The organism is Haloferax prahovense (assembly GCF_000723845.1).
In the GTDB taxonomy this organism is placed as follows: Archaea; Halobacteriota; Halobacteria; order Halobacteriales; family Haloferacaceae; genus Haloferax; species Haloferax prahovense.
In genome coordinates, this window is the sequence record NZ_LK053000.1 from 884,811 (window position 1) to 908,412 (window position 23,602).

Below are 23,602 nucleotides of genomic sequence, written 5' to 3' on the forward strand. Positions count from 1 at the left end.
CCCTCCTTACGGCCCCGCATGAACGACACCACCGCGGTGGTCACAGGCGCGAGTTCCGGAATCGGCGCGGCGGTCGCGCGCGCCCTCGGTCGCGCCGGCGCGACGGTCGTCGCCTGCGCCCGCGACGGCGACGCCCTCCAGTCGGTCGTCGACGACATCGAGGCCGACGGCGGGACCGCGAGCGCCGTCCGCGCCGACGTGCGCGACGAACTCGACATGGAGCGACTGATGGAGACGGCGGCCCGCGCCGGCGGGCACATCGACGTGCTCGTCGCCAACGCCGCCGTCGCCCACGGGACGCCCGGCGAGATGCCCGCGCCCGAAGAGTCCTACGCGGCGTTCGACGACACGCTCCGGACCAACGTTCGCGGCGTCTTCGCGGCGGTCAAAGAGGCGCTCCCGCACATGGCCGACGACGGGCGCATCCTCGTGCCCTCCGGCTCAATCGCTCGTGAGGCGAAGCCGGGAATGGGGGCGTACGCCGTCTCCAAGGCGGCCGCCGAGGCGCTCGTCCGACAGTTCGCCGCCGACTGCGACCAGACCGTGACCGTGGTCGACCCCGGTCTCGTCGCCACCGACCTCACCGGCGGACAGGGCCGCGACCCCGACGACGTAGCCGACCTGTTCGTCTGGGCGGCGACCGACGCCGACCCCGCCGAGTTCGACGGCGACATCGCGGACCGCAGGGTCTGGAAGAAAGCGACGCGGTGAGGGTTCTCGCAGCTTCGACTCCCCCATCCCGCCGGAACCGCGCCCCTTATTAATCCGAACCAGTTCGTTCACAATATGAACCGTTCGACGGCCATCGGCGTGGGGAGCGTCGTGGCACTCGTCGCGCTCTCCGCGTACGCCGCGAGCGCCGAGGCGTGGAACCTGCTCGTCGTCTCGTGGGCCGCCTTCGGCGCGATGGCGCTCGCCGCGCCCTTCGGCGCGCGCAGCCGGGCCGAGCACGCCGAGGGACTCGTCTGGGGCTACGGCCTCGCCAGCGGCGCGATGGTGACGAGCGCCGCGGTGTTTCTGGTCCCGCAGGCGCTCGGCCACCACACCCAGTTCGGCGGCTTCGGCATCGCCTTCGGCATCCTCGCCGGCTTCGCCGCTCACACCGTCGGCCACCGCTTCGCCCACATGGACTTCCCCGTTGACCGCACCGTGACCGAACTCTCGGCGCACGCCATCTCCGCGGGCGCGATTATCGGTATCGTCTACGGGAACATCGACGTGGGCGTCGGCCTCGGACTCGCCATCGTCTCGCACAAAGGCCCGGCCGGCTACGCCGCCGCCCGGCGGCTCTCGGGACAGGGCAAATCTGTCGCCCCGCTTCTCCTCCCCGCGGCGGGTCTCGGCATCGCCGCCATCGTCTCCAGCGCCGTGTCGCTCCCGGCGACCGGTGCCTTCCGCGGGCTCGTCTTCGGCTTCGCCTCCGGCGTCTTCCTCCACGTCGCCATGGACTTCCTCCCGCGCTGTGAAATCGGTAGCGAGATTCACGAACTGCTGTCGGTCGAAGACGGCCACGCTCACGCGATTCTCGACCGTCTCCGGTTCCACGCCGCGGTGAGCACCGCCGTCGGCGGGCTCGCCGTCTTCGTCGCGTGGCTGGTGCTCAACTAATCGACTACTGGCCGGTCGGGCCGAGGTAGCCCCACGCGAGCAGTCGGTCGCCGTCGCCGTCTATCCAGCGCTCGCCGATGTCGTCGCGGTAGTACAGGTTCGGGATGACGATGTCGTCGACGCGGTCGTACGCCTGTTTTCTCGCCTCCTGCATCGTCTCGCCCTTCCCGGTGACGACGAGCGGGATGCCGCTCTCGCCGGCGGCGCGCCACTGCCCGTCGACGAGTTTCGCGTCCTCGATGTGGACGCCCTCGCGGCTGTCGGTCTCGAAGACGACCGCCGCGTTGCGGGAGTTCTCGTCGTAGGTCTTCTCGTCGGTGAAGGGAAACGGCGGCAGGACGATGCGGACCGCGATCTGGTAGCCGCCGTGGACCGATAGTTCGGGGTCGTTGCCGTGGGCGAGGTCGTAGAAGAACTGCGCCGTCGACGACTCGAAGGACTCTTCTTGGAGCGTAATCGTCGGGTAGCCGAACCGCGGCGTGAACTCCAGCGGATAGATGCCGTGTTCGTTGACGATGCAGTTGATGTCGATGCTCCCGACGTAGCCCTCCTCGGCGAGCCACGATTCGAGCCGACCCAGCGTCTCCTCGAACAGCCGGTTCCGCCCGGCCCAGAACATCGAGGTTCCCATCTCGCCGGTCGAGGGGCCGATGTTGCCCGGAAACAGTTTCTTGTGCTCGAAGTTGAAGTTCACCGGGTCGACGAACGTCTCCCCGTTGAAGAAGCCGCAGACGGCGATTTCGACGCCTTCGACCTTCCGCTGGAGCTGAAAGCCCTTCATTCGGTGGCCCCACGCCTGCTTGTACGCGCGGAGCACCTCGACCACGTCGCTGCCGTCGTCCTCGTTGCCGACGTAGAGGAGTCGCTTGACGTTCTGCACCTCGCCAAGCGGCTTGATGACGTAGGGGGCGCGGTTCCGCCGGACGTACTCGATGCCCTCGTCGAAGTCGTGGAAGACGCGCTGTTCGACCGTGTTCACGCCGTGGGACTCCAGCACGTCCATCGCGTAGCCGCGGTCCTCTTCGAGGCGGTCGGTGTTGGGCGTCCCGCCGACGACGGCGTGTCCCTCCTCGCGAAGTTCCTGCGCCAGCGCGCCGGTGCCGATGTCGGAGCCGACCCAGATGTCGTCGAAGACGGTCACGTCGGCCCACTCGACCTCCGCGCGCCAGTCGTCGGTCTTCGGGACGAAGCCGTCGCCGATCTCTTTGTCGCGCTCGGCTTCGATGTAGTACCGAACGTCGTGGCCCTCTCTGTGGACCTGCCACGCGAGGTCGGTGATGAGCGCGGCGTCCGCCGACACGAAAAGGAAGTTCACACAAAGGTGTCGGGCGGCGGCCTGAAAACTGTGTGTGTGGCGAGAGCTACCTCGGCGACCGCTCAGTCGCTCGTCAGCCGGCGAAGCTGGATGGAGACGCCGAGCGCCGCCCCGAGGAGCAACACGAGGTTGAACGCCGCTTGGAACGGCGCGCGGTACTCGGGGTTCACCCACGTCGTGATGGTCTGGCTGGCGTTGAGGTAGAACTGTAGCGCCGCGATGAGCGCGAGCAACAGCAGTCCCGCGAGGACCGCGTAGTCGAGGTAGCGGCGCATCCGCTCCGCGAACTCGCGGTTCTCGCCTTCTTCCTCGTCGGTCGGGTCCGGTGTGGGCTCTCGAAGTCTGTCCACCCCGGACGCGTCATCGTCGGTCGTCGGTGGCTCGTCAGTCGTCGACTGCGCTCCCTCCGTCCGCGTCTCGTCGCTCATTTCGACCACCTCCGGGTGGCGAAGACGGCCACGAGAAGTCCGACGACGGCCACTATCGGGCCGAAGCCCGGTGCCGCCGAGGAGGTCTCGGTCCGCTCGTAGTCGGTTCGCTGCGGCGCGTCGCCGCCGTCGCCGTTCTCGAAGTCTTCGACGCGGAGTTCCACGTCCTCTCTGGTCTGGTTCACGCTAATCGTCCTCGTTGGGTTCAGGTTCGCCGCGCCGCGGGCGGTGTCGATGACGACCCCGTCGCGGAGCAACACGGCGTCGATGTAGTAGTTGTAGTCGTTCGGGACGCTCGCCGACGCGTCCACCGTCTCGGTCCGGCCGGCCGCGATGGTCCCCGCGTCGACCGTCGTCCGGGAGGCCACGATGTTCGATTCGGCCTGCCGGAGGACGAACAGCACCGAGAGGTCCTCGGCCGGGTCGTCGCCGGCGTTCGTCAGCGTCGCCGTCAGGTCGAGCGTCGTCCGGTCCTCGCCGGCCTCGGCGATGGCGAAGGAGACGGGCGGGAGCGCCTCGCTGTCGGTGAACGAGGTGGTCGACCGGAGGTACGGCGGCTTGATGGCCGAGACGCCGCGGACGCTCTTTCGCGCCTGGTCGACCCGCTCGTCGTCGCTGTAGAGGACGACCTCGATGTCGTAGCCGCCCTCGCGGGGGACCGTGAGGTTGGTCGTCGTCGCCACCTCACCGTCCTTGGAGAGCGTCCCGACGTCGAGTTCCTGCGTCGTCGTCAACAGCCCCGACTCGGCGTCGACGGCGCGGACGAGGACGCTCACGTTCTGCGTGGGGTTACCTCGGTGGTCGATTCTGGTCTCGATTTCGAGCGTGACCGTCTCCCCCGTCGCCTGTCCGGCCGCGATGGAGACGCCGGCGACGTCCACCGGTCCGGGACGGACGGGGCCGTCGTCGGTCGGGTCCGCGACGACCCCCGGAACGACGGCGGCGGCGACGAGCGCCACGACGACGACGCCGACCGTCCCGGCCGTGAGGAGGGCGTTTCTTTCCATACCCGACTGACATTTACGGTCGGGTATATGTTTTGTCCCCGATGGGTTGGCGGAGCGGGCGACACAACGGCGAGACCACGGCCGCAGAGACACCGTGGCCGCGGGGACCCGCCCGTCAGCGGGAGTGTCACGACGAGTGTGAACACACGCTTTGCTCTCGGGGCGCCTATCTCTGCTACCATGTCGAAGGCGATGCAACAGGCGACGTGTTCGTGCGGGTTCAGCGTGACCTCTGAGAACAGAAACGAGGTCGTGAAAGTGATTCAGCACCACGCCCACGACGAGCACGGAAAAGAGATGACGAGAGACGACGTGCTGGCGATGATGAAGCAGGCCTGACGAGCGCGGTCGGGCGTGGATTTTTATAGGACGGCGTAGCGATATGTGGCATGGCAACATACGTTATCGGGACGAACTCGGTCCACACCAGCGCCGAAGTCTGCGACTATCTCTCGCGACGAATCGACGCCGGCGACGTGCTCCACGTCGTCAACTCCCACCGCGGCGGCGACGAGACCGACAGCGAGGACGTTCGCGACGGCGAGGACGCCCTGAACGTCGTCGTCTCCCGCCTCGGCGACCTCGTGGACGTGGAGACTCACCAGTACATCCGCGGTAACGACGCCGCCGACGACATCCTCCAGTGCGCCGACGAACAGGACGCGGACGAAATCGTCATCGGCGTCCGAAAGCGCAATCCGACCTCGAAAATCGTCTTCGGCAGCACGGCACAGGACGTGCTGTTGAACTCGAACATCCCGATGGCGGTCGTCCCGCTGGAAAAAGTCTAATCGTCGCGTCCGAGGTCGCCCGCGGCCGCGTTAGTCTCCGGCTCGGTACTCGACGAGCACCATCTCGAACGCGGGCTCTTCGTCGCCTTCCTCCTCGTAGAACGCCATGTAGCCCGGCAGCGGGCTCTCCGGCGTGACGCAGCTCTCCCAGAAGACGCTCCCGTTCGTCCGGACGACGAAGTTCGCGCACTCCAGGCCGGCGTAGGTGGATATCTCCTCGACTTTGAAGCTCACGTTGCCGTTTTCGCCCGAGGCCTCCCAGCCGTCGCCGACGCGGAGCGTCTCGCCGTCGACCCCGCTGTAGTACGGCGAGTCGAAGCCGATGGTAGCGACCGACCCCGACGGGCTTCCGGCGAGTTCGCCGTAAATCTCGTCCGGCGGCGCGCTCACGGTCTGCTCGCTCGTCGTGTTGGGCGTGACCAGTTTCGTCCGAATCGTCACCTCGTCGTCGGTCGCGGAGACGACCTCCCACTCGTAGGTAGCGGTGCCATCGATGCTCGGACTCGTGATGTCGTAGCGGTAGTACTGCCCGGTCCGGTACCGCTGGTCCCACGTCCCGTTGAACGAAAACGAGGCCCGTTCGGCGTCGCCGTCGCCGCTCTGGTCGGCCGATTCGCCGTCGGTGGCTGTCGCGGTCGCGTCTGTCGCACCCGTCGATGCGTCGGTCGCGGTCGTGGCGTCGCCGCCGACACCGCCCCCGCACCCGGCGAGGAGAACCATGAGTGCCGCGAGAAGCACTCGCGCTGCTGTGGGTTGCATACAGGACACGAGAGGCCACCCGGGGTCATAATAGACACGTCAGACGGGGGCGCACGACGCGACCCGCGAGCGACCCGCTCAGCTCTCGCCGTCGGCTTCGAGCACCTTCTCGGCGAGCGTCGGCACGAACGTCCCGATGTCCGTGACCATGCCGATGGCCTGCGAGGAGCCGCGGTCGAGCAGTTGCGTGACGGTCGCGGGGTTGATGTCCACGCAGACGGTCTTCGCCGTCGAGGGCAAGCAGTTGCCGACGGCGACCGAGTGCAGGAGCGTCGAGAGCATGAGCACCATGTCGGCGCGGTGGGCCTGCTCGCGGATGGCGTTCTGCGCCTCGATGGTGTCGGTGATGGTGTCCGGAAGCGGGCCGTCGTCTCGAATCGACCCCGCGAGGACGTACGGCACGTCGTTTTTCACGCACTCGTACATCACGCCCTCTTTGATGAGTCCCTCCTCGACGGCCTCGGCGATACCGCCGGCGCGGATGACCTCGCTGATGGTGTAGATGTGGTGCTTGTGTCCCTTTCGGGGGTGTTCCATCGTCTCCATGTCCATCCCGAGAGAGGTGCCGTACAGCCCGCGTTCGATGTCGTGGGTGGCGAAGCCGTTACCGGCGGAAATCATGTCCACGTAGCCCTCGCGGACGAGTTCTGCGAGGGCGTCGCCGCCGCCCGAGTGGATGAGCGCCGGCCCGGCGACGACGAGGACGTTCCCGCCATCGGCTTTGGTCTCGCGGAGCGCGTCGGCCACCTCGCCGATGAGCGACTCCGACGGTCGCTCCGAGGAGACGCCGCCCTGCATGAACCCGAAGGGACCGGAGGCGTCTCGGGGGCGCTCCGGCGGCTTGACGCGAATCCCCGCCTCGTCGGTGACGACGAGGTCGCCCTCCTCGATGCCGTTGAGGACCTTCGTGTAGGCCCGCGGGCCGTCGTCGGTCTCCTCGACGACTATCGCGCAGTCCATCTCGATGTCCTCGACCGGGAGCCACTCGCCTTGATACCGAACGTCGGTCGGGTGGTTCGTCGTCGAGTAAAAGCCCACGGGGACGACCCGGTCGGCGGGCGAGGCCTCGACGCGCGCGTCGACGGGGTCAGTGAGGTTCGCGCCGATTTGGTGGAGTTCGTGCAGTATCTCCTGGAGCGTCTCGCGGTCGTCCGCGGACACCGACATCCGGCAGTAGGAGGTCTCGTCTTTCTGCCGGCCGACGTCGAACTGCTCGACGTCGAAGTCCCCCCCGAGGTCCATCACGATGCCCATGGCCTGTTGCATCATCCCCGAGTCGATGATGTGGCCGTCGAGTTCGACCGTGCGCGTGAACGTCATCGACGGAGAGACGGGGGAGGCGGCAAAGTGGGTTACGGACGCGATGACGCGGAGAAAAGACGGGGTCGGACGAAGTTCGGTTCTGCCCGTGTTCAGAGGAAGAAGCCCTTGAACGTGTTGGCGACGGTCCAGACGACCTGGTCGACGGGGTGACCCCGTTCGCCGGAGACGCGGATGCGATCGTCGGCGAGAGCGTCTTGAACCTCGGCGAGCGGGTCAGACGAGTCGGCGATGGTTTCGAGGGTCTGTCGGTCCGTCGTGATTCGAGTCGACGCCTCGTCGTTGGGACCGGTCGAGATGTCGTCGATGCGCATGTCGTCTTGCACCGACGCCGAGAACACGTGCGTCTCGTCGCCGTCTTCGACGTAGACGTTCACCGTCTTCCCCGCGATGAGGCTTCGGGCGAACGAGACGTCGAGCTGTTCGACGTTGTCGTTGTACAGCGCGACGCCCTCTTCGAGGAGCTGTTGCATCTCCTCGTCGCTCGGCGTCTCGGACTCCTGTGCGAACACCGGCGCGGACGCGGCCACCGCGACGAGCGCGACGGCGAGGAACAACGAGACGAAACGTGTGGATGTGGACATTTCTGTGTGGTATAGGCCGGGCGAGGACATAATGGTTCGCGCGAGCGTTCAACGGGGTGACTTGTCCCCCGTCAGCGAACCGTTCGGAGGAACGACAGGAGGTGGCCGAACGTCTGTTCGAACGCCCGGTCGTAGTGGTCGAAGTGGCCGGCGGGGAGTTCGACCAGCGTCGACTCCGGTAGCTCGTCGGCGAGGTCGGCCACCGCGTCGGCGGGCGCGAGGTCGTCGCGCGTCCCCGAGACGAGGAGCGTCGGGCAGGTGACGGCCTCCGGGTCGGGGAGCGCCCGGTAGCGGAGCAGCGAGAGGAACAGCCGAGCGGGCGTCTCGTCGCGCCACGCGCTCCCCGGCGGCACGAGGTCGCGGTAGGCGGCGCGCACGCCGGGGTCCTCGAAGACCGCCATCGACGAGCCGTCGCCGACGACGGGGACGCGATACGGGCCGAGGAGCCGCGACTGGAGTTTGTCGCGAACGGCGGCCGCGACCGCCGCGAGCGTCCCTTTGACGCCTCGGCCCCGCGTGACCGCCTTTCCGTCGAGCATGGGGTTCTGGGCGATGACCGCGGCGACCCGACCGTCTTCGGCCGCCGCGCGGAGCGCGTAGCCGCCGGAGAGCCCCGCACCCCAGAGGACGAGCGAGCGCGAGTCGATTTCGTCGCGCCCGCGGAGTCCGTCGAGCGCGGCGTGCCAGTCGGCGACCTGCGAGTCGGGGGCTACGAGATTCCGGGGCTCCCCGTCGGAGTCACCGGTGTTCCGGTAGTCGAAGAGGAACGCCGCGTAGCCCGCCTCGGCCAGTCGCTCGGCGTAGGGTCGAAGCCCGAAGCGACGCTCCGCCGCGAGTTCGCCCGCCATGACGACTACCGGCGGCGACTCGACGCCGTCGGGGCGATAGAGCCAGCCCGCGCAGTTCGTCCCCTCGCTCTCGAAGGTCAGCGAGACGCGCGAGTACTCGAAGTGCGAGGGCCGACGCGGGCCGCGCGCGGCGGAGGGCTCGCCGCGGTGACGCCACGCACTCACGCGTCTCCCTCCTCGTAGAGGCTGTCGAGAACGCGTTGGGACAGTTCCTCGTCGCCCAGCGAGTAGTCGTTGTACGCGCGAATCCAGTCGGCTTCGAGCGTCCACGTCGCCTGCACGTCGCCCTCGCTTCGGAGCACCGTCGCCTCGACGGTCCTCGGGTTGAACTCGTCGTCGCGAGCGAGGTCGAGGAAGGCCGTGACGGCGCGGCCGACTTCGCCGTGGTCGGGTTCGACGTCCGGGAACGCCGTGAGATAGGTCAGCGAGACGGCGTCGTCGAGCGAGACTGACTCGACGCTGATGCCGTTGCCGCGGAGCGCCTCCTCGACGGCGGCCGCCGGTTCGAGGTCGTTCATACCACGCGATACGACTGCCGGCGGCTAAACGTTTGCCGCGAGACAGGACGACGCGCGGGTCCGACGACGGCGTCGGGCCGGGTCGGCAGGGACGAAACGACTCAGTCCGCGCTCGCGTCGGCCCGGCGGAGCGCGTCGTGGAGCGAAAACAGCGGTTCGATGTCACCGGCGGCGTAGTCGACGAGGAGCCGAGTGAGTTCGGCGTGCGTCCGCGTGTGGTCGAGCCCCGCGACCACGCCGTCGACGTACGCCTCGCCCAACGCCTCCCCGACGTGGGCTCCCTTGACGTGGCCGTCCTCGATGCCGAGGCGTTCGAGGTAGCCCGCCGGGAGGTCGTAGTCGTCGTACCAGACGGTCGGCTGGTCGACGCCGGCTTCCTTGCACGCCTTCCACAGCGCCGGAATGTCGCGGTTCGGACGGACCGCCTCCGGGTACGCGTCCGCGGCGAGGGTTCCGAGGTCGACGTGGTCGGCGAACAGCGCGTCGATTCGACGCGGCGCGTCCGCCCAGACGCCGGCGTCGGCGACGCGGTCGGCCCACGCGCGGAGGTGGTGTTCGTCGAAGTACTCGCCGTTGTAGGTGACGACGCCCTCGTCGCGCGCCTCGCACCACTCGACGACCCGTCGGAGGAGGTCGGCGGTGTGTTCAAGCGACCAGTCGCCGTCGCGGAGGAGCACTTCGACTTCGACCTCGGGGTCGTCGCCGTCGCCACGGTGGCCGAGGCCGACGGCGACCAACTCGAAGTCGTCGGTGTTCCGGAAGTCGCTCGGCGGGCCGTTCGGGCTGGCCGTCTCGATGTCGACTGCGAGTCGCCCCTCGTGCATACCCCGCTGTTCCGGCGGCGGCAGTCAAAAGTGACCGGATTGTCCGGCGGTACGGGCGATCCGAGGCGGCCGCGCCGCTCTCGGTGCGAGCGCGTCAGAAATGAGGTGATGTGGAAGTGACGTTCGCCGCGAGCGTGCGGCGGCAGTCGAGCGCGTCGGTGCCCGCTATTCGGAGCCGAACATGTTGCGCATCATCGGGTGCATCTCCATGAGCTGTTCCTCCGCGATCTCCTCGTACAGCTTGTACGTGATGGAGACCGTAAGGAGCAGCCCCGTCCCGGAGACTGCGCCGATGGTGCCGAGCATGTTCGCCATGACGGCGAGCAGGCCGACGAGCGCGCCACCGATGACGGTCACTTGCGGGATGTACCGCTCCATGACCTTCTCGATGACCTGCGGGTTGCGTCGGAACCCGGGAATCTGCATCCCGGAGTTCTGAATCTGTCGCGCGGTCGATTCCGGACCCATACCCGTCGTCTCGACCCAGAATATCGCGAACACCGCGCCACCGACGATCATGAAGACCAGGTCGATGAGCACGCGGATGGCGATGTCGAGCGGGTCGGCCGACGTGAGCCCGAGGAACCACATCCAGTCGGACCGCGACTGGATGGGCGCGAGGTAGTAGAACAGGCCACCGGTGACCTGTCCGCTCGTGTACTGGCCGAGCCACGCTGGCATGGCGGCCCACGAGTTGTTGAGGATGCGCCCGAGGAACTGGATGTTCGCCTGCAGGGCGCGAACGAGGATCATCGGCAGGACGCTCGCGTAGATGAGCTTGACCGGGAAGCGACCGCGGGCACCCTTCACGCGGGCGTGCGAGAGGGGAATCTCGACGCGGACGCTCTCGGCGTAGACGACGATGCCGAAGATGAGCACCGTCGTGATGAGCGCGAGCAGCTGTCCCTGACCGAGGAAGATCGTCGACAGCAGGTCGGTCGGCGAGGCAGGCAGTTCGATGGCACCGGTGACGATACCGATCCACGTCGGGAAGAACCCGGACGCGCCGCCGAGGCCCTCCCAACTGAACAGCCCACCGACGAGCTGCTGGCTGACGCCGGCGATAATGAACAGGCCGACCCCGGAGCCGACGCCCCACTTGCTGACGATCTCGTCCATGAACAGGATGAGGACACCACCGACGGCGATCTGCGCGAAGATGAGTCCCTTCACGCCGAGCGTACCGATGCCGAGCGACGCCGCTACGGCCTGGTCGGCCGGCAGGAAGTTGCCGGCAAACACCATCGGCAGACCCGTCAGGACGATCATGACCCCGACGAGCAGCTTCTGCAGTCCCTGGTAGAGGATCTGGTCGCGCGGGTTGTTGTCCGTGTCGAGCCCGAGCAGGTCAGCACCGCCAAGCAGTTGTAGGACGATGCTCGCCGTGACGATTGGGCCGATACCCAGTTGGAGCACCGAGCCCTGCTGGCCGGCCAAGATGGACCGGAACCGACCGAACAGGTCGTTCGCGGTCGCGGCGTCGACACCGAACAGCGTCACGTTCGTCAGGAAGAAGTACAGAACGAGGATCCCGCCAGTCCACCCGAGCTTCCGGCGGAACGGTACGTGTCCCTCCGGTCGGGCGACTGCGGGCATCCGCGCCAGCACTGGTTCGGCGGCGTCCTTCCATCCCATGATTTATTCCTCGTCGTCCTCGTCGGCGTCGGCCGATTCCTCGGCCTCAGCCGCTTCTTCGGCGCGTTCGGAGAGTTCGGCGTTGCCGCCCGCCTCTTCGATAAGTTCGACGGCACCGGCGGTGAAGGCGTCGGCGACGACGTGCAGTTCGTTACGAACCTGCCCGCCACCGAGCACCTTCACGACGTCCGCTTCCCAGCCGTCCTCGGCCACGTCACGGGCGTCGATGGTGTAGGTGTCGCCGTCCTTCTCGGCGACTCCGTCGGCCGCGAGGAGCGCCGCGTCCTCGTCGAGCTTCTGGATCTTGACTTCGGCGACGTCGTCCTGCAGGACGTCCGGTCGCTTGAAGCCGTGCTTGCCGAGCGGCTCGTAGTTGTGGAACTCGTGTTTGTCGCGTCCGGCGCGGCCGCGACCGCCGCGGTGACCAGCACCGCGTCGGTTCTTGTGCGTACCGCCGCTGTGCGTGCGGGAACCGCGTTGGCGTCGCTTCTTGGACGTCATCGCATGTCCTCCAGGAGCTCGTCGATCTGTTCGGTGCTGTGCTTTCCGAGTTGGCCACCTTCCTTGGTGACGTGCTTCTGTCCGCGGTGACCGCCGCGCGGCGGGTGCAGACGGAGCACGGGCGAGACGCCCTGCTTTCGCAGCGTCGTCTCCTCGTCGACGATGGCCTGCGCGAGCGCGGCCACGTCGTCGTAGTCGGTGTTCTCGGAGACCCACTCGTCGGTGATGTCGCCGTCGCCCTGCTCGGGCTCGGCGCGCGTGCTGATGAGGGTCTCGACGACGTCGACGCTCGGCTCGCCGTGCGCGACGAAGTCGTTGACCTTCGAGATCATCCCGCGGTAGGCGTCCGTTTCCGGCACGAACGTCGCGTGGTTCACGCGGTGGATGTTGAGCATCGTGAGCGTGTCGCGGACGTCCTGTGCGATGTTGACTTCACCGCGAAGCTGAACGATAGCCTGCATTATTCGCGCACCTCCTGACGCACTTCACGAGCGCGCTGGGGCGTACGGGACTGCGACGCGTTCTTGAGCGCGTTGTAGGTCGCCTTCGCGAGGTTGACCGTGGTCCGGGTGTTCCCGTCGCTCTTGGTCCAGGCGTCCTGGATGCCGGCGAGTTCGAGGATGTTCCGGACGGTCTCTGCGGCCGCGAGGCCGAGACCCTGCGGGGCGGGGATGATGCGGACCGTCACGGAGCCGGCCTTCCCCTCTGCCTTGCGCGAGAGGGAGTTGAGGCCGCCTGCGCGGTCTTCCCACGACCCCGAGCCGCGGTCTACCTTGATGATGTTCAGTTTCGCCACCTCGATGGCTTTCTGGATGGCACCGCCGACCTGGTCGTCGCGGGCCTCAGCGTAGCCGAGGTAGCCGTCACGGTTCCCGACTGCGACGACACACCGGAACTTCACCCGGCGGCCGGAGTCGGTCATGCGCTGGACCATGTTGATGTCGAGCACCTCGTCGTCCAGTCCGGGAAGGAGCTGGTCGACGAGCTGGGGTTCCTTGAGCGGAAGTCCCGTCTCGAGCGCCTGGTCCATCGACGTGACGTCGCCGTTCTGCACCATGCGGCCGAGCCGCGTTCGCGGCTCCCAGCCGTTGTTATTTCTGCTCATTCGTCCTCCTGAAGGTTCCCGAGCACTTCGTCGAAGTGGTCGGGGAGGTTCGTGGCATCGAAGTCTCCACTGTAGAGCGGCTCGTCGAGCTGCTCTGCGTACTCGGCGATGTGGACACCGCGGTTGCGGTCCCAATCAGCGAGTACTGCGTCGTTGTGGGGGATTTCGAGGCCAGCGTCGATAGCACCCTCCTGCACCGCGAAGACCTTGTTTCCGGGCGTGGCCGTGTTGAGGCCGATGTCGAGGACCGCTTCCTCGACGCCGGCGGCCAGCGCCCGCTTACCTGCCAGATACCCCGTGAGGTACGCGCTCGGGAGGTTGCCCGTGGGGGCTTCCCAGCCGTACTCGTCGAGGTCGGCAGAGGTCGCTGCAGCGTGGGTCTCGTCGCCCTGCGGGCCCGGAGTGACCAGCTGCGCCCTGACGTGCTTGTTGCTCACGCGAGCAACGAGGCGGGGCTTGCCCGATTTCAGCAGGCGCAACCTTTGATGGTAATCGGTCCGGACTTCGCGGCGACGCCGCATCGGAACCTTGTATCGTGGTCCGGTCGCCATTATTGAATCTCCACCTGGTAGTTGTTCTGAATGTACGCTTCGAGCCGGTCCACGCTATCGAATTCGCCACCGGACGCCTTGTTGTAGAGCGAGCGGTACTGGGAACGGTCGAGCGTTCCGTCCTCGCGAAGCTCCTTCAGGCGACGGCGCTGGGCGCGGATTCGGCTGACCCATGCGTCTTTCTTGTTCTGTCGAGCGCCGGAACGGCCCTTGCGGGAGCCGGCACCCTTGCGGTGACCGTAGGAACGCTTGGCGGCGCGCTCGCGTGCGCGACCCTTCGAGTTGCCCTTGGCGTCCTTGGCGCGAATCGTGCCCTCGTCGACGAGTTCACGGATGTCTTCGCGCGTGATGGCCTCCGCGATTTCGGCCTGTTCCTCTGGGTCGAACCAAACTCGACCCTTGCCGACGTCAAGGACGTCGGCCGCCATTCGCTTCTGCGCTTTGAGGTCCGTCATCAGTTGTCCACCTCGACTTCGACGTAGGTGGGGTTGAGGACGCGAATCTCGCGGTCCTCACACGCTTCCTCGATACGCTCGCGCTTGCGCGCGCCGACCGAGGAGGCGATGCGAACTGCCTGCGTATCGCCGTCGATGCCTTCGAGGTCGTCCGTGTTGAACACGCGGACCTCCTCGAAGCCCGACGGGTGTAGGCCGCGGGCGGCCTTCGGCGTGCGGTAGCCCGCCTCGACCTTGGGGCCCTTGCCCTTGATGCCGATACGCTGTTTGGAGAGCCCACCACGGGGGCGACGCCACGACGTGGGCGTGCGCTTCTTCTTGTGGTGGTCCTGCCGATTGAACTGCGGCTTGCCCTCGCGGCGCTTCTGCGCCAGGGCTTCCGCGGTTTCCTCGTCGAGCTGGGGCTTCTTGTCCGCGTGACCGCGGGGCTGAAGCTCCGTCTCGACCTCTTCGGCTTCCTCTTCCTCTGGCTCGGCTTCGGACTCGTCTTCGACTTCGGCCTCGGCCTCGTCGGAGACCTCGAGGCCACCGACGTCGGCTTTGATACGCGCGGCGAGCGCGTTACCGATGCCGTCGACCTCGGCCAGTTCGGACTGGCTCGCGGCCTGTACGTCGTCGACGCTCTCGAAGCCGGCTTCGCGGAGCGCGTCGGCCTTCGACGGGCCGACGCCGCTGATGTCTTCGAGTTCGGTGATTTCTTCCGACATTAGGCATCACCAGTCTGCGGTTTCTGGGTGATGTACACGCCGTCGGTGAACACGCGAGTGTCCTTGTCCTTGACGCGGGTGAGTTGTTCGATGTCGGCGGCGGTCTGCCCGACGTCCTCCTTGTTGGAGCCCGTCAGGGTGAGTTCTTCGCCGTCGACCTGTACGTCCGTGTCGCCGCGAATCTGCGCTCGTCGCGGGGACTTCTCGCCGAGGAAGTTCTTGATGACCACGTCGCTGCCTTCGACGCTAACCTGCATCGGGAAGTGAGCGTAGTGGACTTCCATCTTGTACTCCCACCCCTCGGTCGCGCCGTGAAGCATGTTGTTCACGTGGCTCTCGAAGGTACCGATGGTCGCGTTGGTCTTCGCGTTCTCGACGTCGCTCTCGATGACGATAGCGTCGTCTTCGGCGGAGACCGAGACGTTCGGGTACCAGAGGCGCTTGGTGACGCTTCCGTTGGGGCCCTCGATGGTGAGCTCGAGGTTTTTGACCTCGGCGGATACCTCGTCTGGGGTTTCGATTTCTATTCGGCTCATTGTTCTAGTAGACGTAGGCGATGATCTGGCCACCGATGCCCTTCTCGCGGGCCTCGTAATGGCTCATGACGCCGTGGCTCGTCGTGACGATGAGCGCGCCGTAGTCACGGGCGGGGAGGAATCGCTTCTCCCATTTCTCGAAGTCGTCGGCTCCGGCGGAATACCGGGGCTTGACGACGCCACAATCGTTGATTGCGCCTTTCAGTTCGACCTCGAACAGACCGGCCTTGCCGTCGTCGACGAACTCGAAGCCGTCGATGTACCCGCGGTCGTAGAAGACCTCGAGGACGGAGCCGATGATGTTGGAGGCGGGCTGGATCTCGTGGGACAGATGTCCGACGCTCTCGGCGTTGTCCACACCGGAGAGAGCGCTACTGAGTGGGTCGTTGTCAGCCATTGCTTATCGGTACTTCTTGAATCCCATCTCGCGGGCGATCTCTCGGAAGCACTGGCGGCACAGGTTGATGTCGTACTTGCTGACAAGTCCCTGCTTTCGACCGCAGCGCCGGCACTCGTTCTCCTGGCCGGTGCGGCGGGATGCGTGCTCGCCCGTCTGTTCTGTTTCGCTATCGCTCATTCTTCAACCTCCACGTCGAACGTGGACTCGATGAACGCGACGGCGTCCTCGACGGTCATCCGGTGGGACGACGGAATCTGACGGGAACGCTTGTCGCGCTTTTTCACTCGGTAGCCGGGGCGGACGAGGTTGACCGTCACGTCCAGCCCGTAGATACCGATCTGCGGGTCGTACTCCTGGCTCGGGAACTCCGTGTGCTCTTCGACGCCGAAGCCGAAGTTGCCCGTCTGGTCGAACGACGAGACGGAGAGGTCCGCGATGGGGAGTGCGGTTTCGAGGAACTCGACGGCGGTGTCACCACGGAGGGTGACCTTCGCGCCGACGGGTTCGCCGCGGCGGACGCCGAAGTCCTGCGAGGCGCGGCCGGAGATCGTGCGAACGCTCTCCTGACCGGTGATCTCCTCGAGGATGTCCTCGGCCTTCGCGAGTTCGCGACCACCTTCGCCGACGCCCATGTGGACGACGACCTTCTCGATGCGCGGGTCGCGCATCGCGTGGAAGTCAGCCTCGCTCATTCGTCATCACCGCCGTCAGTAGCCTGACGTGCTTCGGACTCGTCGTCCGAACCCGTGAAGTTCTCGTCGATGACGACGACGTACTGTTCGACCGTCTCGAACTCGCCGTCTTCGGTCTCGACGACAACGGAGTTGTTTCCGCTTCCGGGCGTGACGATAATCTCGGTGATTTCGCCGATCTCGCCGGAGTGCCGCCCGTTGACGGCCGTGACGAGCGCGCCTTCTTCGTAGGGGAAGTGCGCGACGACGTCCTTCGTCTCGTTGTCGACGACGATGGAGTCCTTGCCGCTGTACTCCGAGGCGTCCTCGACGATGAGGGTCGCCCCGTCGTGGAGCGTCAGCTGGAAGTCGCCACCGCCGACCTGCGTCTTGTTCACGATCTTACCGAGACGGCTGGATGCCGAGTCGGCGTCGATGGGGGTCAGCGCTAGGCGGCCTCCCTCGTCGGGGAAGACGCGGTAGTACTCCTCTCGCTGGACGAACGCCAGGATGTCGAACATCCCGATAGGACGGCGGACGTCGGAGGCCACGTCGCCGTTGACCAGAATGCTCTGGTGGTTGAGGGCGTACTGGGCCTCCTTCTTCGAGTCCACGTAGCCGAGCACGTCGCGCAGGACGATGAGGAGGGGAACCCCCTCTTCGCCGTGCGGACCCGCTCCGGCCTTGACCGTGAACGTGCCTGTCTTGCGCTCGACCGGCCAGGACTTCGGTACGGACAGTCGCTTCTGGTGTCGAGTCATTCGTTATCCTCCTTGAGTCGGGCCTCGCGCACGTCGTCTTCGAGGTCCAGTTCCGTCACGCGGACGTTACTGGCCTGAAGGGGGCGTGGGACCTCCTCGCCGTCGGCTTTCTCAACGGTGACGCCGTCGACGTAGATGACGGCGTCGGTGAGGTCGACCTCGGTGACTTCGCTTTCTTCGCCGGCGAAGTCGCCGCGGAGCACCTCGACCGTGTCGCCCGCGTTGACGCGGACGTTACGGCTGCCGTACTCCTCGCTGAGGTCGTCCGACAGCGGTGCGCGGACCTGCTTTTGCCGCTCGTGGAGCGGCGCGTCGCGAATCTGGGTTCGCTGTTTGCGCGGTTGTCGAGTCATACTATACAATCATCGTAGCCGTCGATGCGATACTCCCGAAGCGCTCGGCGACTTCGCGTGCGACGGGACCCTTGATTTCGGTCCCGCGAGGCTCTTCCATCTCGTCGATGATGACGGCGGCGTTGTCCTCGAACTTCACACGCGTGCCATCGGGCCTGCGGATGGATTTCCGCTGGCGGACGATGACCGCTTCGAGCACCTGGCGGCGCATCTCGGGGGTACCTTTGGTGACCGAGACGGTCACCTTGTTCCCGATGCCTGCCTTGGGGTGGCGGTTCTTCGTGCCGGAGTAACCCGCGACGCTGATAATCTTCAGTTCACGAGCGCCGGTGTTGTCGGCGCACGTGACCAGCGAGCCACGGGCGACACCCTTGGTGATGTCCGCTTTGAGCGCTTCCATCACTCGTCACCTCCGATAATCTCGACGACGACGTGGGATTTCGTCTTCGAGAGAGGTCGGGTCTCCGCAATCGTTACTTCGTCACCGACAGCGACGTCGTCGAGCACGCCCGGCACGTGTGCCGGGATGCGGGAACGTCGCTTCATGTAGCGGTCGTACTTCGGAACGAATACGTCGTACTCCCGCTCGACGATGACGGTCTTTGCCATGTCCGTCGAGACGACTGTCCCCTCCAGGGTCTGACCCCGGACGGAGAGCGAGCCGTAGAACGGACATTTTTCGTAGTCGTAAGCCTCGGAATCGTCAGGTTCCGGAGGCATTGGAACGTCAAGTCCTATCGCCATTTCGAGTCACCTGTAGTTTCGGTGCGCAGGGCGGGTCGTGAGAGCAGTTGTGCGCCATCCACCGTAACGTAGGCCGCGCCCTCGCAATTCCCGGGACGGGAAGCCGCCGATGATGAGTCGGCGAGCCGATCAGACTGACTGGCATCAAATCCGCCAGTAGTATCCGACCGAAGTTTGGACGCGGTCCCCGACGCCTTCGCGGCGCCGGCGGCTTCATCTGTACGCGGAATCTCGAATTCGAAGGTCGCCCCTCGTTTCGGCACCTGCCGCACCCGGGACCCGTCGTCGACCATGAGCGTGTGCATCGTCTCGACGACGATGCGACCGGCTATCCCGACGAGGTCGGGGTTCGCCGCGTCGACGACCTCCACGTGGAGGCCGTTGAGCTCGTGTCGCGTGAGGGTCTCGGGTGTAAGTGGCATTTTATTCTTCGTCGAGGTCGCCTTCTTCGCCCTGAATCGTCTTGATTCGGGCGATGGTCTTCTTCAGTTCAGAGACGCGGCCGGGGTTCTCCGGCGCGCCACCCGCGGCCTGCACGGCCTTCGCGTTGAGCAGCTCCGTCTCGAGCTCTTCGAGCTCGGCGGTGCGCTCTGCGGGCGTCATGTCGCGAATCTCTTCGGTGTAGAGGATCGCCATTTATTCTTCCTCCGTTTCTTCTTCGTCGTCGTCTTCCATCTCCGCGACGAGGTCGGCCGCCTCTTCGGCGACGTCTTCGTCGAGTTCTTCGTCGTCGTCGACGACTTCCTCGACCGCTTCGTCGTCCTCGTCGTCGGCTTCGTCGACGACTTCTTCTTCGACCGCTTCGACGGCCGCTTCCTCGACGACGTCTTCGTCGACTGCGTCCGTCTCGGCGTCGGCCTCCTCGGAGACGTCCGGAACCTCCTCCGGCTCCTCTTCGAGGAGGTCCTCGACGCTCTCGGTCTCTTCGATCTGTTCGACCGCTTCGGGGTTCGCGTCTTCCTCGACTTCGAAGTCGTCGGGGAGCTTCGCACCCGGCGGGATGATCTTGACCGTCACGCCGATGGTGCCGAGCTTCATGACTGCGACGCCCTGGCCCTCGTCGACGATCTCCTGTGCGGGCTCGCCGTTGTGCTTGATGTAGCCGCGGTTGAACTTCTCAACGCGGGAGCGAGCGCCCGTGACCTTACCGGAGAGGACGATTTCGGCACCGAGGGCGCCGGCGTCCATGATGCGGTCGATGGTCGTGTGGCCCGCCTTACGGAAGTACCAGCCGCGCTCGAGCGCGTTGGCGAGGCGGTCGGCGACGATCCGGGCGTTGAGGTCCGGCTCGTCGACTTCCTGCACGTCGATCTGGGGGTCGTCGAGGTTGAATCGCTCTTCGAGTTCGCGGGTGACCTTACGGATGTTCTTCCCGCCTTTCCCGATGACCATCCCGGGCTTTTCGGCCTTGAGCACGATCTGGGTGCCCATCGGCGTCTTGGCGACGTCCATGCCGCCGTAGCCCGCTCGGCCGAGCTCTTCTGCGAAGAACTCGTCGATCTGGGACCGCTGCAGTCCGTTCTCGATGAATTGGTGTTCGTCAGCCATTATTCCTCGACCTCTTCGATGATGAGTTCGACGTCACAGATTGGGGTGTTCCACGGGTCCGCCCGACCGAAGGCGCGGGGCTTGCGACCCTGACGTTCGCCGACCTTGTGGGCGGCGACGTGCTTGATCTCCATGGCCGGTCCGTCGAACCCTTGTTCGGTCGCGTTGTTGCGAACGTTTTCGAGGAGTTCGAGGAACGCCTTGGACGCCTTCTCGGGGTACCGTCCCGCGTCCCAGCCGTCGATGTCGCTTCGGTGACCGACACCGGAGTTGTGCTGCTTGAACGGAACCGACCGCTCGCCGTCGATGACGGCTTCGAGGTACTCCTCTGCGTCGGCGACGGGCATCCCCTTGATGGCTCGGGAGATGGCCTTGCTGTGCTTGATGCTGATGGGCCGGTCCCGGAGCATACCCTTGGCCGTGGTGTCCGGGTCGGCCTCGACGCTGTAGTTGATTCCCATGGTTTACTTGAGGGGCACGAACTTCGAAGACCGGGTCGCGCCGATACCGGCCTGACCGTGCTCGACCGAGCTACGGGTCAGCTGGAACTCGCCCAGGTAGTGACCGATCATCTCGGGCTGAATCTGGGTGCGTTCGAACTCCTGGCCGGTGTAGACGGCGAAGGTGAGACCGACGAATTCGGGGAGAATCGGCATGTCACGCAGGTGCGTTCGAATCGGCGTGTTAGCCGTCTCCTCTTCCGTCTTGTCCTGAGCCTTCGCGAGCAGTTTCTCGTGCTCGGCCGACAGGCCTCGGGTGATGGTTCGCCGCTGACGAGCGGGGAGCAGTTCCGTGACCTCGTCGAGCTCCATGTCCTGCAGCTCGTCGAGCGTGTAGCCGCGGTAGGTGAACTCACCTTCGCGGCCGGTGCGGTATTGCGTACTCATGGTTACTTACCTCCCTTGCCACCGCGACCGGTGCGTTTGGAGGCGATGTCACCGACCTTCCGGCCCGGCGGAGCGTTCCGCGAGACGGACTTCGGCTGACCGGGGTGCTGCCGGCCACCGCCACCGAACGGGTGGTCGACGGCGTTCATAGCAACACCACGCACGCGCGGCCACTTGATACCGCGCGCTTTCATCTTGTGGTACTTCTTGCCTGCCTTGACGAAGGGCTTCTCCGTGCGGCCGCCGCCGGCGACGACGCCGATGGTGGCTCGGCAGTTGGGGTTGAGGCGCTTGACCTCGCCCGACGGGAGCTTCACGATGGCGACCTTGCGGTCGTGCGAGAGAAGCTGTGCGCTCACGCCGGAGGCGCGGGCGAACTTCCCGCCGTCGCCGGGCTGGTGCTCGACGTTACAGACGGGGACACCCTCGGGAATCTCGGCGAGCGGCAGCGTGTTGCCGGGCTTGATTTCGGCGGAAACGCCGATCTGAAGCTCTTCGCCGACGGTGACACCCTCGGGCGCGAGAATCATGCGCTGTTCGTCCTCGAACTCGACGAGGGCGATGGGCGCGCTGCGTGCGGGGTCGTGCTCGATGCCGACGACCGTGCCCGTGATGGTGTCTTTCTCCTCGGACTTCTTGTGCGACAGTTCGGCCTTGTAGCGGTGCGACGGCGCCCGGAAGGTGGACGTACCGCGACCACGACGCTGGCCCTGAATTCGGCGTCCCATTGTTAGAACACCCCGATACGCGACGCGACTTCCTGCGCGTCGTCGTCTTCAGAGAGACGAACTGTTGCTTTCTTCTTGCCTTTCATCGTGACCTGCGTGTTGACCTTCTCGACGGTCACGTCGTAGCGCGACTGGACTTCGTCCTTCACGTCGGACTTCGTCGAGTCGATGTGGACGATGAACTGGAGCTTGTTGTCGAAGTCCATCTGGTTCATCGCCTTCTCCGTGACCAGCGGGTGTTCGATGATGCTCATCGTTCTGCGACCTCCTCGAGCGCGCTCTCGGTGAAGAGCGTGAGGCGACCGGCGTGGGTGCCGGGCGCGAGGTCCTCGGCGGAGACGTTCGCCGCGGTGGCGACGTCGACGCCGGCGAGGTTGCGAGCGGCCTTCGAGGGTTCCTCGGCCGTCACGAAGAGAATGGACTTCGGACGGGTGTACTTGCGACCGCGGAGCTTGCCTTGGCCGCCTTTGACCTTCTTGTTCTCCTCGGAGCGCTCGATGTCGTCGTAGACGCCGAGCGACTGCAGGAGGTCGACGACCTCCTTCGTCTTGACGAGGTCCTCGAAGTCGTCGGAGACGACGAGGGGGAGCTCGACGTCGTCGTCGAAGCGGTGACCGCGCTCGGCGACCAGCTCGGAGTCCGTCGTGGCGGCGAGCGCCGAGCGGACAGCGAGCTTACGCTCCTTCGTGTTGATCTCCTTCCCCTGGTCCTTCTCGGCCTTCGGCGGGTGAGCGCGACGGCCGGAGACGGCGTGCGGGACGCGTCGGGCGACGCCGTTCTGGCGTGGGTCGTGGGACATCCCACGGCCGCTGCCCATGGACTCTGCCGGGGTTCGAAGTCCGGCGTAGGGGTCGGCACCGTACGGCTGTTTTCGGTTTGCCTGCGCGGCGATGACGGCACGCTTGATGAGGTCGGGACGGTAAGCCGTCTCGAAGACCTCGGGCAGGTCGATGCTGCCCGCGTCGTCGCCGTTCAGGTCTCGGATAGTTGCCTGCATGGATTATCCCTGGTTCGATGCGGTAGAGACGTAGCGCACCTCGGGGTCGAGGCGCGGCTGGTCGTTCGGCCGGATGGCCGGGCGGAACCGCAGAAGGCGCTTGTTGGGGCCCGGCAGCGAGCCCTTGATGAGCGCGTAGGAGCCGTCGACCTCGCCGTAGTTGACGAAGCCACCTTCGACGGAGGCTTCGTCACCCTCACCGAGGTCGATGAGGCGCTTGTTGAGCTCGGTGCGCTGGTGGTACCCAGTCTGACCGAGCTGCGGAACCGTAGAGCGGACACGGGACGGGTTCCAGGGGCCGAGGTTGCCAATACGGCGTCTCCAGCCCTGGCGGGCGTGCTTGCCCTTACGCTTCTGGACGCCCCATCGCTTGACGGGACCCTGCGTACCCTTACCCTTCGTGACACCCGCGGCGTCGAGGTACTCGCCGGCGCGGAACACGTCGGACATCTCGTGTTCGCCGCCCTCGGCAACGAGGTCGAGGGCGAAGTCGGCGCGCTCCACCATGGAGCCGCCACCGACGCGAGTCTCCATCACGTCGGGCTTCTTCTTGGGCACGTTCGCGAGCTCGGCGGGCACCGTGTGCGTGATGACGCGGAGGTCATCGACTTCGCCGGCCTCGACGGCCTCGCGAAGCGCGTCGGCGTCCGAGTCGAACGTGTTCTCTGCCGGCAGGTCGAGGACGCGGTCGAGTTCGTCGTGGAACTCGTCCGTCCAGACCTCGGTCTGCGGCTTCATACCGTACGGCGTCTGCTCGTAGGCGCGAAGGGCGACGGCGCGCATCGGCGGCGTCTCGACGACGGTCACCGGGACGGACTCCTCCATTCCCTCGCGGGGGGAGTCGGCCTCGTCGTTGACCATCATGACGTGGGTCATACCGGCCTTGTAGCCAGCGAATCCCTGCAGTGCAGGGGAACCGTCGTCACTTGGCCACGACTTGATACGCGGGACCTCTTTGGTCACACGCTTGCGGGGGCTGAAGCCCATCGAGCCTTTTCGTGGTCTGCTTGGTTGTGGCATG

37 protein-coding genes are annotated in these 23,602 nt (G+C 66.1%); 4 read left to right on the plus strand and 33 right to left on the minus strand.

The window, feature by feature from the left end; translation table 11 throughout:
* The first annotated feature begins 18 nt into the window (after positions 1-18).
* On the plus strand, positions 19-711 hold the full coding sequence (locus BN984_RS04200; RefSeq protein ID WP_008095366.1) for an SDR family NAD(P)-dependent oxidoreductase: 693 nt from the start codon (positions 19-21) through the stop codon (positions 709-711).
* A 75-nt stretch (positions 712-786) separates the two neighbouring features.
* Positions 787-1,608 (plus strand): ZIP family metal transporter, encoded by an 822-nt coding sequence (locus tag BN984_RS04205; RefSeq protein WP_008095364.1) that lies wholly within the window; start codon positions 787-789, stop codon positions 1,606-1,608.
* Between the two features lie 4 nt (positions 1,609-1,612).
* On the opposite strand, the gene BN984_RS04210 is transcribed toward BN984_RS04205, so the two are convergent.
* The 3 genes from BN984_RS04210 to BN984_RS04220 all read right to left on the minus strand — a co-directional run bounded on the left by BN984_RS04210 (position 1,613) and on the right by BN984_RS04220 (position 4,358).
* On the minus strand, positions 1,613-2,923 hold the full coding sequence (locus BN984_RS04210) for a phosphoribosylamine--glycine ligase (RefSeq protein WP_008095362.1): 1,311 nt from the start codon (positions 2,921-2,923) through the stop codon (positions 1,613-1,615).
* A gap of 62 nt (positions 2,924-2,985) precedes the next feature.
* A complete protein-coding gene (locus tag BN984_RS04215) occupies positions 2,986-3,351 on the minus strand; it encodes a hypothetical protein (protein ID WP_115819784.1) in 366 nt (121 codons plus the stop codon).
* Positions 3,348-4,358, minus strand: coding sequence for a DUF7490 domain-containing protein (locus BN984_RS04220; protein WP_049967749.1), 1,011 nt, complete (start codon positions 4,356-4,358; stop codon positions 3,348-3,350). The genes BN984_RS04215 and BN984_RS04220 overlap by 4 nt, the downstream gene beginning before the upstream one ends.
* A gap of 180 nt (positions 4,359-4,538) precedes the next feature.
* On the opposite strand from BN984_RS04220, the gene BN984_RS19645 reads away from it, so the two are divergent.
* Both BN984_RS19645 and BN984_RS04225 read left to right on the plus strand, forming a co-directional pair.
* Positions 4,539-4,697, plus strand: a complete 159-nt coding sequence (locus BN984_RS19645; protein ID WP_158544173.1) for a DUF1059 domain-containing protein — start codon at positions 4,539-4,541, stop codon at positions 4,695-4,697.
* 50 nt (positions 4,698-4,747) lie between these two features.
* Positions 4,748-5,149 carry a universal stress protein gene (locus BN984_RS04225; protein WP_008095356.1) on the plus strand — a complete coding sequence of 134 codons (402 nt, stop codon included), beginning with the start codon at positions 4,748-4,750 and terminating at the stop codon, positions 5,147-5,149.
* Between the two features lie 30 nt (positions 5,150-5,179).
* Here BN984_RS04225 and BN984_RS04230 read toward each other — a convergent pair whose 3' ends face one another.
* The 30 genes from BN984_RS04230 to BN984_RS04375 all read right to left on the minus strand — a co-directional run bounded on the left by BN984_RS04230 (position 5,180) and on the right by BN984_RS04375 (position 23,601).
* Positions 5,180-5,869 (minus strand): hypothetical protein, encoded by a 690-nt coding sequence (locus BN984_RS04230; protein ID WP_008095354.1) that lies wholly within the window; start codon positions 5,867-5,869, stop codon positions 5,180-5,182.
* A gap of 117 nt (positions 5,870-5,986) precedes the next feature.
* Entirely contained in the window at positions 5,987-7,228 is a 1,242-nt protein-coding gene (locus tag BN984_RS04235) for an ornithine cyclodeaminase (RefSeq protein ID WP_008095352.1), read from the minus strand.
* A 92-nt stretch (positions 7,229-7,320) separates the two neighbouring features.
* Positions 7,321-7,812: a hypothetical protein gene (locus tag BN984_RS04240; protein WP_049905067.1), complete on the minus strand. Its 492-nt coding sequence runs from the start codon at positions 7,810-7,812 to the stop codon at positions 7,321-7,323.
* 71 nt (positions 7,813-7,883) lie between these two features.
* Positions 7,884-8,825, minus strand: a complete 942-nt coding sequence (locus BN984_RS04245; RefSeq protein ID WP_049967750.1) for an alpha/beta hydrolase — start codon at positions 8,823-8,825, stop codon at positions 7,884-7,886.
* Positions 8,822-9,178: a hypothetical protein gene (locus tag BN984_RS04250; RefSeq protein ID WP_004974960.1), complete on the minus strand. Its 357-nt coding sequence runs from the start codon at positions 9,176-9,178 to the stop codon at positions 8,822-8,824. Before BN984_RS04250 ends, BN984_RS04245 begins: the two co-directional genes overlap by 4 nt.
* Before the next feature lie 101 nt (positions 9,179-9,279).
* Positions 9,280-10,002, minus strand: a complete 723-nt coding sequence (locus BN984_RS04255) for a hypothetical protein (RefSeq protein WP_008095346.1) — start codon at positions 10,000-10,002, stop codon at positions 9,280-9,282.
* Between the two features lie 165 nt (positions 10,003-10,167).
* A complete protein-coding gene (gene secY / locus BN984_RS04260) occupies positions 10,168-11,637 on the minus strand; it encodes a preprotein translocase subunit SecY (RefSeq protein ID WP_049967751.1) in 1,470 nt (489 codons plus the stop codon).
* Positions 11,638-11,640: 3 nt separating this feature from the next.
* Entirely contained in the window at positions 11,641-12,138 is a 498-nt protein-coding gene (locus BN984_RS04265; protein WP_004974953.1) for an uL15m family ribosomal protein, read from the minus strand.
* The gene (locus BN984_RS04270) at positions 12,135-12,599 is read right to left on the minus strand and encodes a 50S ribosomal protein L30 (protein WP_008095305.1); all 465 of its coding nucleotides are present in this window, start codon (positions 12,597-12,599) and stop codon (positions 12,135-12,137) included. The genes BN984_RS04265 and BN984_RS04270 overlap by 4 nt, the downstream gene beginning before the upstream one ends.
* On the minus strand, positions 12,599-13,243 hold the full coding sequence (locus tag BN984_RS04275) for a 30S ribosomal protein S5 (RefSeq protein ID WP_049905066.1): 645 nt from the start codon (positions 13,241-13,243) through the stop codon (positions 12,599-12,601). The genes BN984_RS04270 and BN984_RS04275 overlap by 1 nt, the downstream gene beginning before the upstream one ends.
* The gene (locus BN984_RS04280) at positions 13,240-13,794 is read right to left on the minus strand and encodes a 50S ribosomal protein L18 (RefSeq protein WP_004969595.1); all 555 of its coding nucleotides are present in this window, start codon (positions 13,792-13,794) and stop codon (positions 13,240-13,242) included. The genes BN984_RS04275 and BN984_RS04280 overlap by 4 nt, the downstream gene beginning before the upstream one ends.
* Positions 13,794-14,249, minus strand: coding sequence for a 50S ribosomal protein L19e (locus BN984_RS04285; protein ID WP_008095301.1), 456 nt, complete (start codon positions 14,247-14,249; stop codon positions 13,794-13,796). Before BN984_RS04285 ends, BN984_RS04280 begins: the two co-directional genes overlap by 1 nt.
* Positions 14,249-14,956, minus strand: coding sequence for a 50S ribosomal protein L32e (locus BN984_RS04290; RefSeq protein ID WP_004974943.1), 708 nt, complete (start codon positions 14,954-14,956; stop codon positions 14,249-14,251). Before BN984_RS04290 ends, BN984_RS04285 begins: the two co-directional genes overlap by 1 nt.
* Complete coding sequence (locus tag BN984_RS04295) at positions 14,956-15,492, minus strand: 50S ribosomal protein L6 (RefSeq protein WP_049967752.1); 537 nt, start codon at positions 15,490-15,492, stop codon at positions 14,956-14,958. The genes BN984_RS04290 and BN984_RS04295 overlap by 1 nt, the downstream gene beginning before the upstream one ends.
* 4 nt (positions 15,493-15,496) lie before the next feature.
* Positions 15,497-15,889 (minus strand): 30S ribosomal protein S8, encoded by a 393-nt coding sequence (locus BN984_RS04300; RefSeq protein WP_004042581.1) that lies wholly within the window; start codon positions 15,887-15,889, stop codon positions 15,497-15,499.
* A 3-nt stretch (positions 15,890-15,892) separates the two neighbouring features.
* Positions 15,893-16,069 carry a 30S ribosomal protein S14 gene (locus BN984_RS04305; RefSeq protein WP_004042587.1) on the minus strand — a complete coding sequence of 59 codons (177 nt, stop codon included), beginning with the start codon at positions 16,067-16,069 and terminating at the stop codon, positions 15,893-15,895.
* Positions 16,066-16,584 (minus strand): 50S ribosomal protein L5, encoded by a 519-nt coding sequence (locus tag BN984_RS04310; protein WP_004974920.1) that lies wholly within the window; start codon positions 16,582-16,584, stop codon positions 16,066-16,068. Before BN984_RS04310 ends, BN984_RS04305 begins: the two co-directional genes overlap by 4 nt.
* The gene (locus BN984_RS04315; protein ID WP_008095292.1) at positions 16,581-17,324 is read right to left on the minus strand and encodes a 30S ribosomal protein S4e; all 744 of its coding nucleotides are present in this window, start codon (positions 17,322-17,324) and stop codon (positions 16,581-16,583) included. The genes BN984_RS04310 and BN984_RS04315 overlap by 4 nt, the downstream gene beginning before the upstream one ends.
* On the minus strand, positions 17,321-17,677 hold the full coding sequence (gene rplX, locus BN984_RS04320; RefSeq protein WP_004974918.1) for a 50S ribosomal protein L24: 357 nt from the start codon (positions 17,675-17,677) through the stop codon (positions 17,321-17,323). The genes BN984_RS04315 and rplX overlap by 4 nt, the downstream gene beginning before the upstream one ends.
* A 1-nt stretch (position 17,678) precedes the next feature.
* Positions 17,679-18,077, minus strand: a complete 399-nt coding sequence (locus BN984_RS04325) for a 50S ribosomal protein L14 (protein ID WP_004974917.1) — start codon at positions 18,075-18,077, stop codon at positions 17,679-17,681.
* Positions 18,077-18,421: a 30S ribosomal protein S17 gene (locus BN984_RS04330; RefSeq protein ID WP_042663561.1), complete on the minus strand. Its 345-nt coding sequence runs from the start codon at positions 18,419-18,421 to the stop codon at positions 18,077-18,079. Before BN984_RS04330 ends, BN984_RS04325 begins: the two co-directional genes overlap by 1 nt.
* A complete protein-coding gene (locus BN984_RS04335) occupies positions 18,412-18,843 on the minus strand; it encodes a ribonuclease P protein component 1 (protein ID WP_049967753.1) in 432 nt (143 codons plus the stop codon). The genes BN984_RS04330 and BN984_RS04335 overlap by 10 nt, the downstream gene beginning before the upstream one ends.
* A gap of 1 nt (position 18,844) precedes the next feature.
* Complete coding sequence (rpmC, locus tag BN984_RS04340) at positions 18,845-19,057, minus strand: 50S ribosomal protein L29 (protein ID WP_004062417.1); 213 nt, start codon at positions 19,055-19,057, stop codon at positions 18,845-18,847.
* Positions 19,058-19,969 carry a 30S ribosomal protein S3 gene (locus BN984_RS04345; RefSeq protein WP_008095290.1) on the minus strand — a complete coding sequence of 304 codons (912 nt, stop codon included), beginning with the start codon at positions 19,967-19,969 and terminating at the stop codon, positions 19,058-19,060.
* Entirely contained in the window at positions 19,969-20,430 is a 462-nt protein-coding gene (locus tag BN984_RS04350) for a 50S ribosomal protein L22 (RefSeq protein WP_004042608.1), read from the minus strand. The genes BN984_RS04345 and BN984_RS04350 overlap by 1 nt, the downstream gene beginning before the upstream one ends.
* A gap of 3 nt (positions 20,431-20,433) precedes the next feature.
* Positions 20,434-20,856: a 30S ribosomal protein S19 gene (locus tag BN984_RS04355; protein ID WP_008095287.1), complete on the minus strand. Its 423-nt coding sequence runs from the start codon at positions 20,854-20,856 to the stop codon at positions 20,434-20,436.
* A gap of 2 nt (positions 20,857-20,858) precedes the next feature.
* Positions 20,859-21,584: a 50S ribosomal protein L2 gene (locus BN984_RS04360; RefSeq protein WP_004974912.1), complete on the minus strand. Its 726-nt coding sequence runs from the start codon at positions 21,582-21,584 to the stop codon at positions 20,859-20,861.
* Positions 21,585-21,586: 2 nt separating this feature from the next.
* A complete protein-coding gene (locus BN984_RS04365) occupies positions 21,587-21,838 on the minus strand; it encodes a 50S ribosomal protein L23 (RefSeq protein ID WP_004974911.1) in 252 nt (83 codons plus the stop codon).
* Entirely contained in the window at positions 21,835-22,581 is a 747-nt protein-coding gene (gene rpl4p / locus BN984_RS04370; protein WP_008095285.1) for a 50S ribosomal protein L4, read from the minus strand. The genes BN984_RS04365 and rpl4p overlap by 4 nt, the downstream gene beginning before the upstream one ends.
* Positions 22,582-22,584: 3 nt before the next feature.
* Positions 22,585-23,601, minus strand: a complete 1,017-nt coding sequence (locus BN984_RS04375; RefSeq protein ID WP_004974909.1) for a 50S ribosomal protein L3 — start codon at positions 23,599-23,601, stop codon at positions 22,585-22,587.
* Position 23,602: the final 1 nt, after the last annotated feature.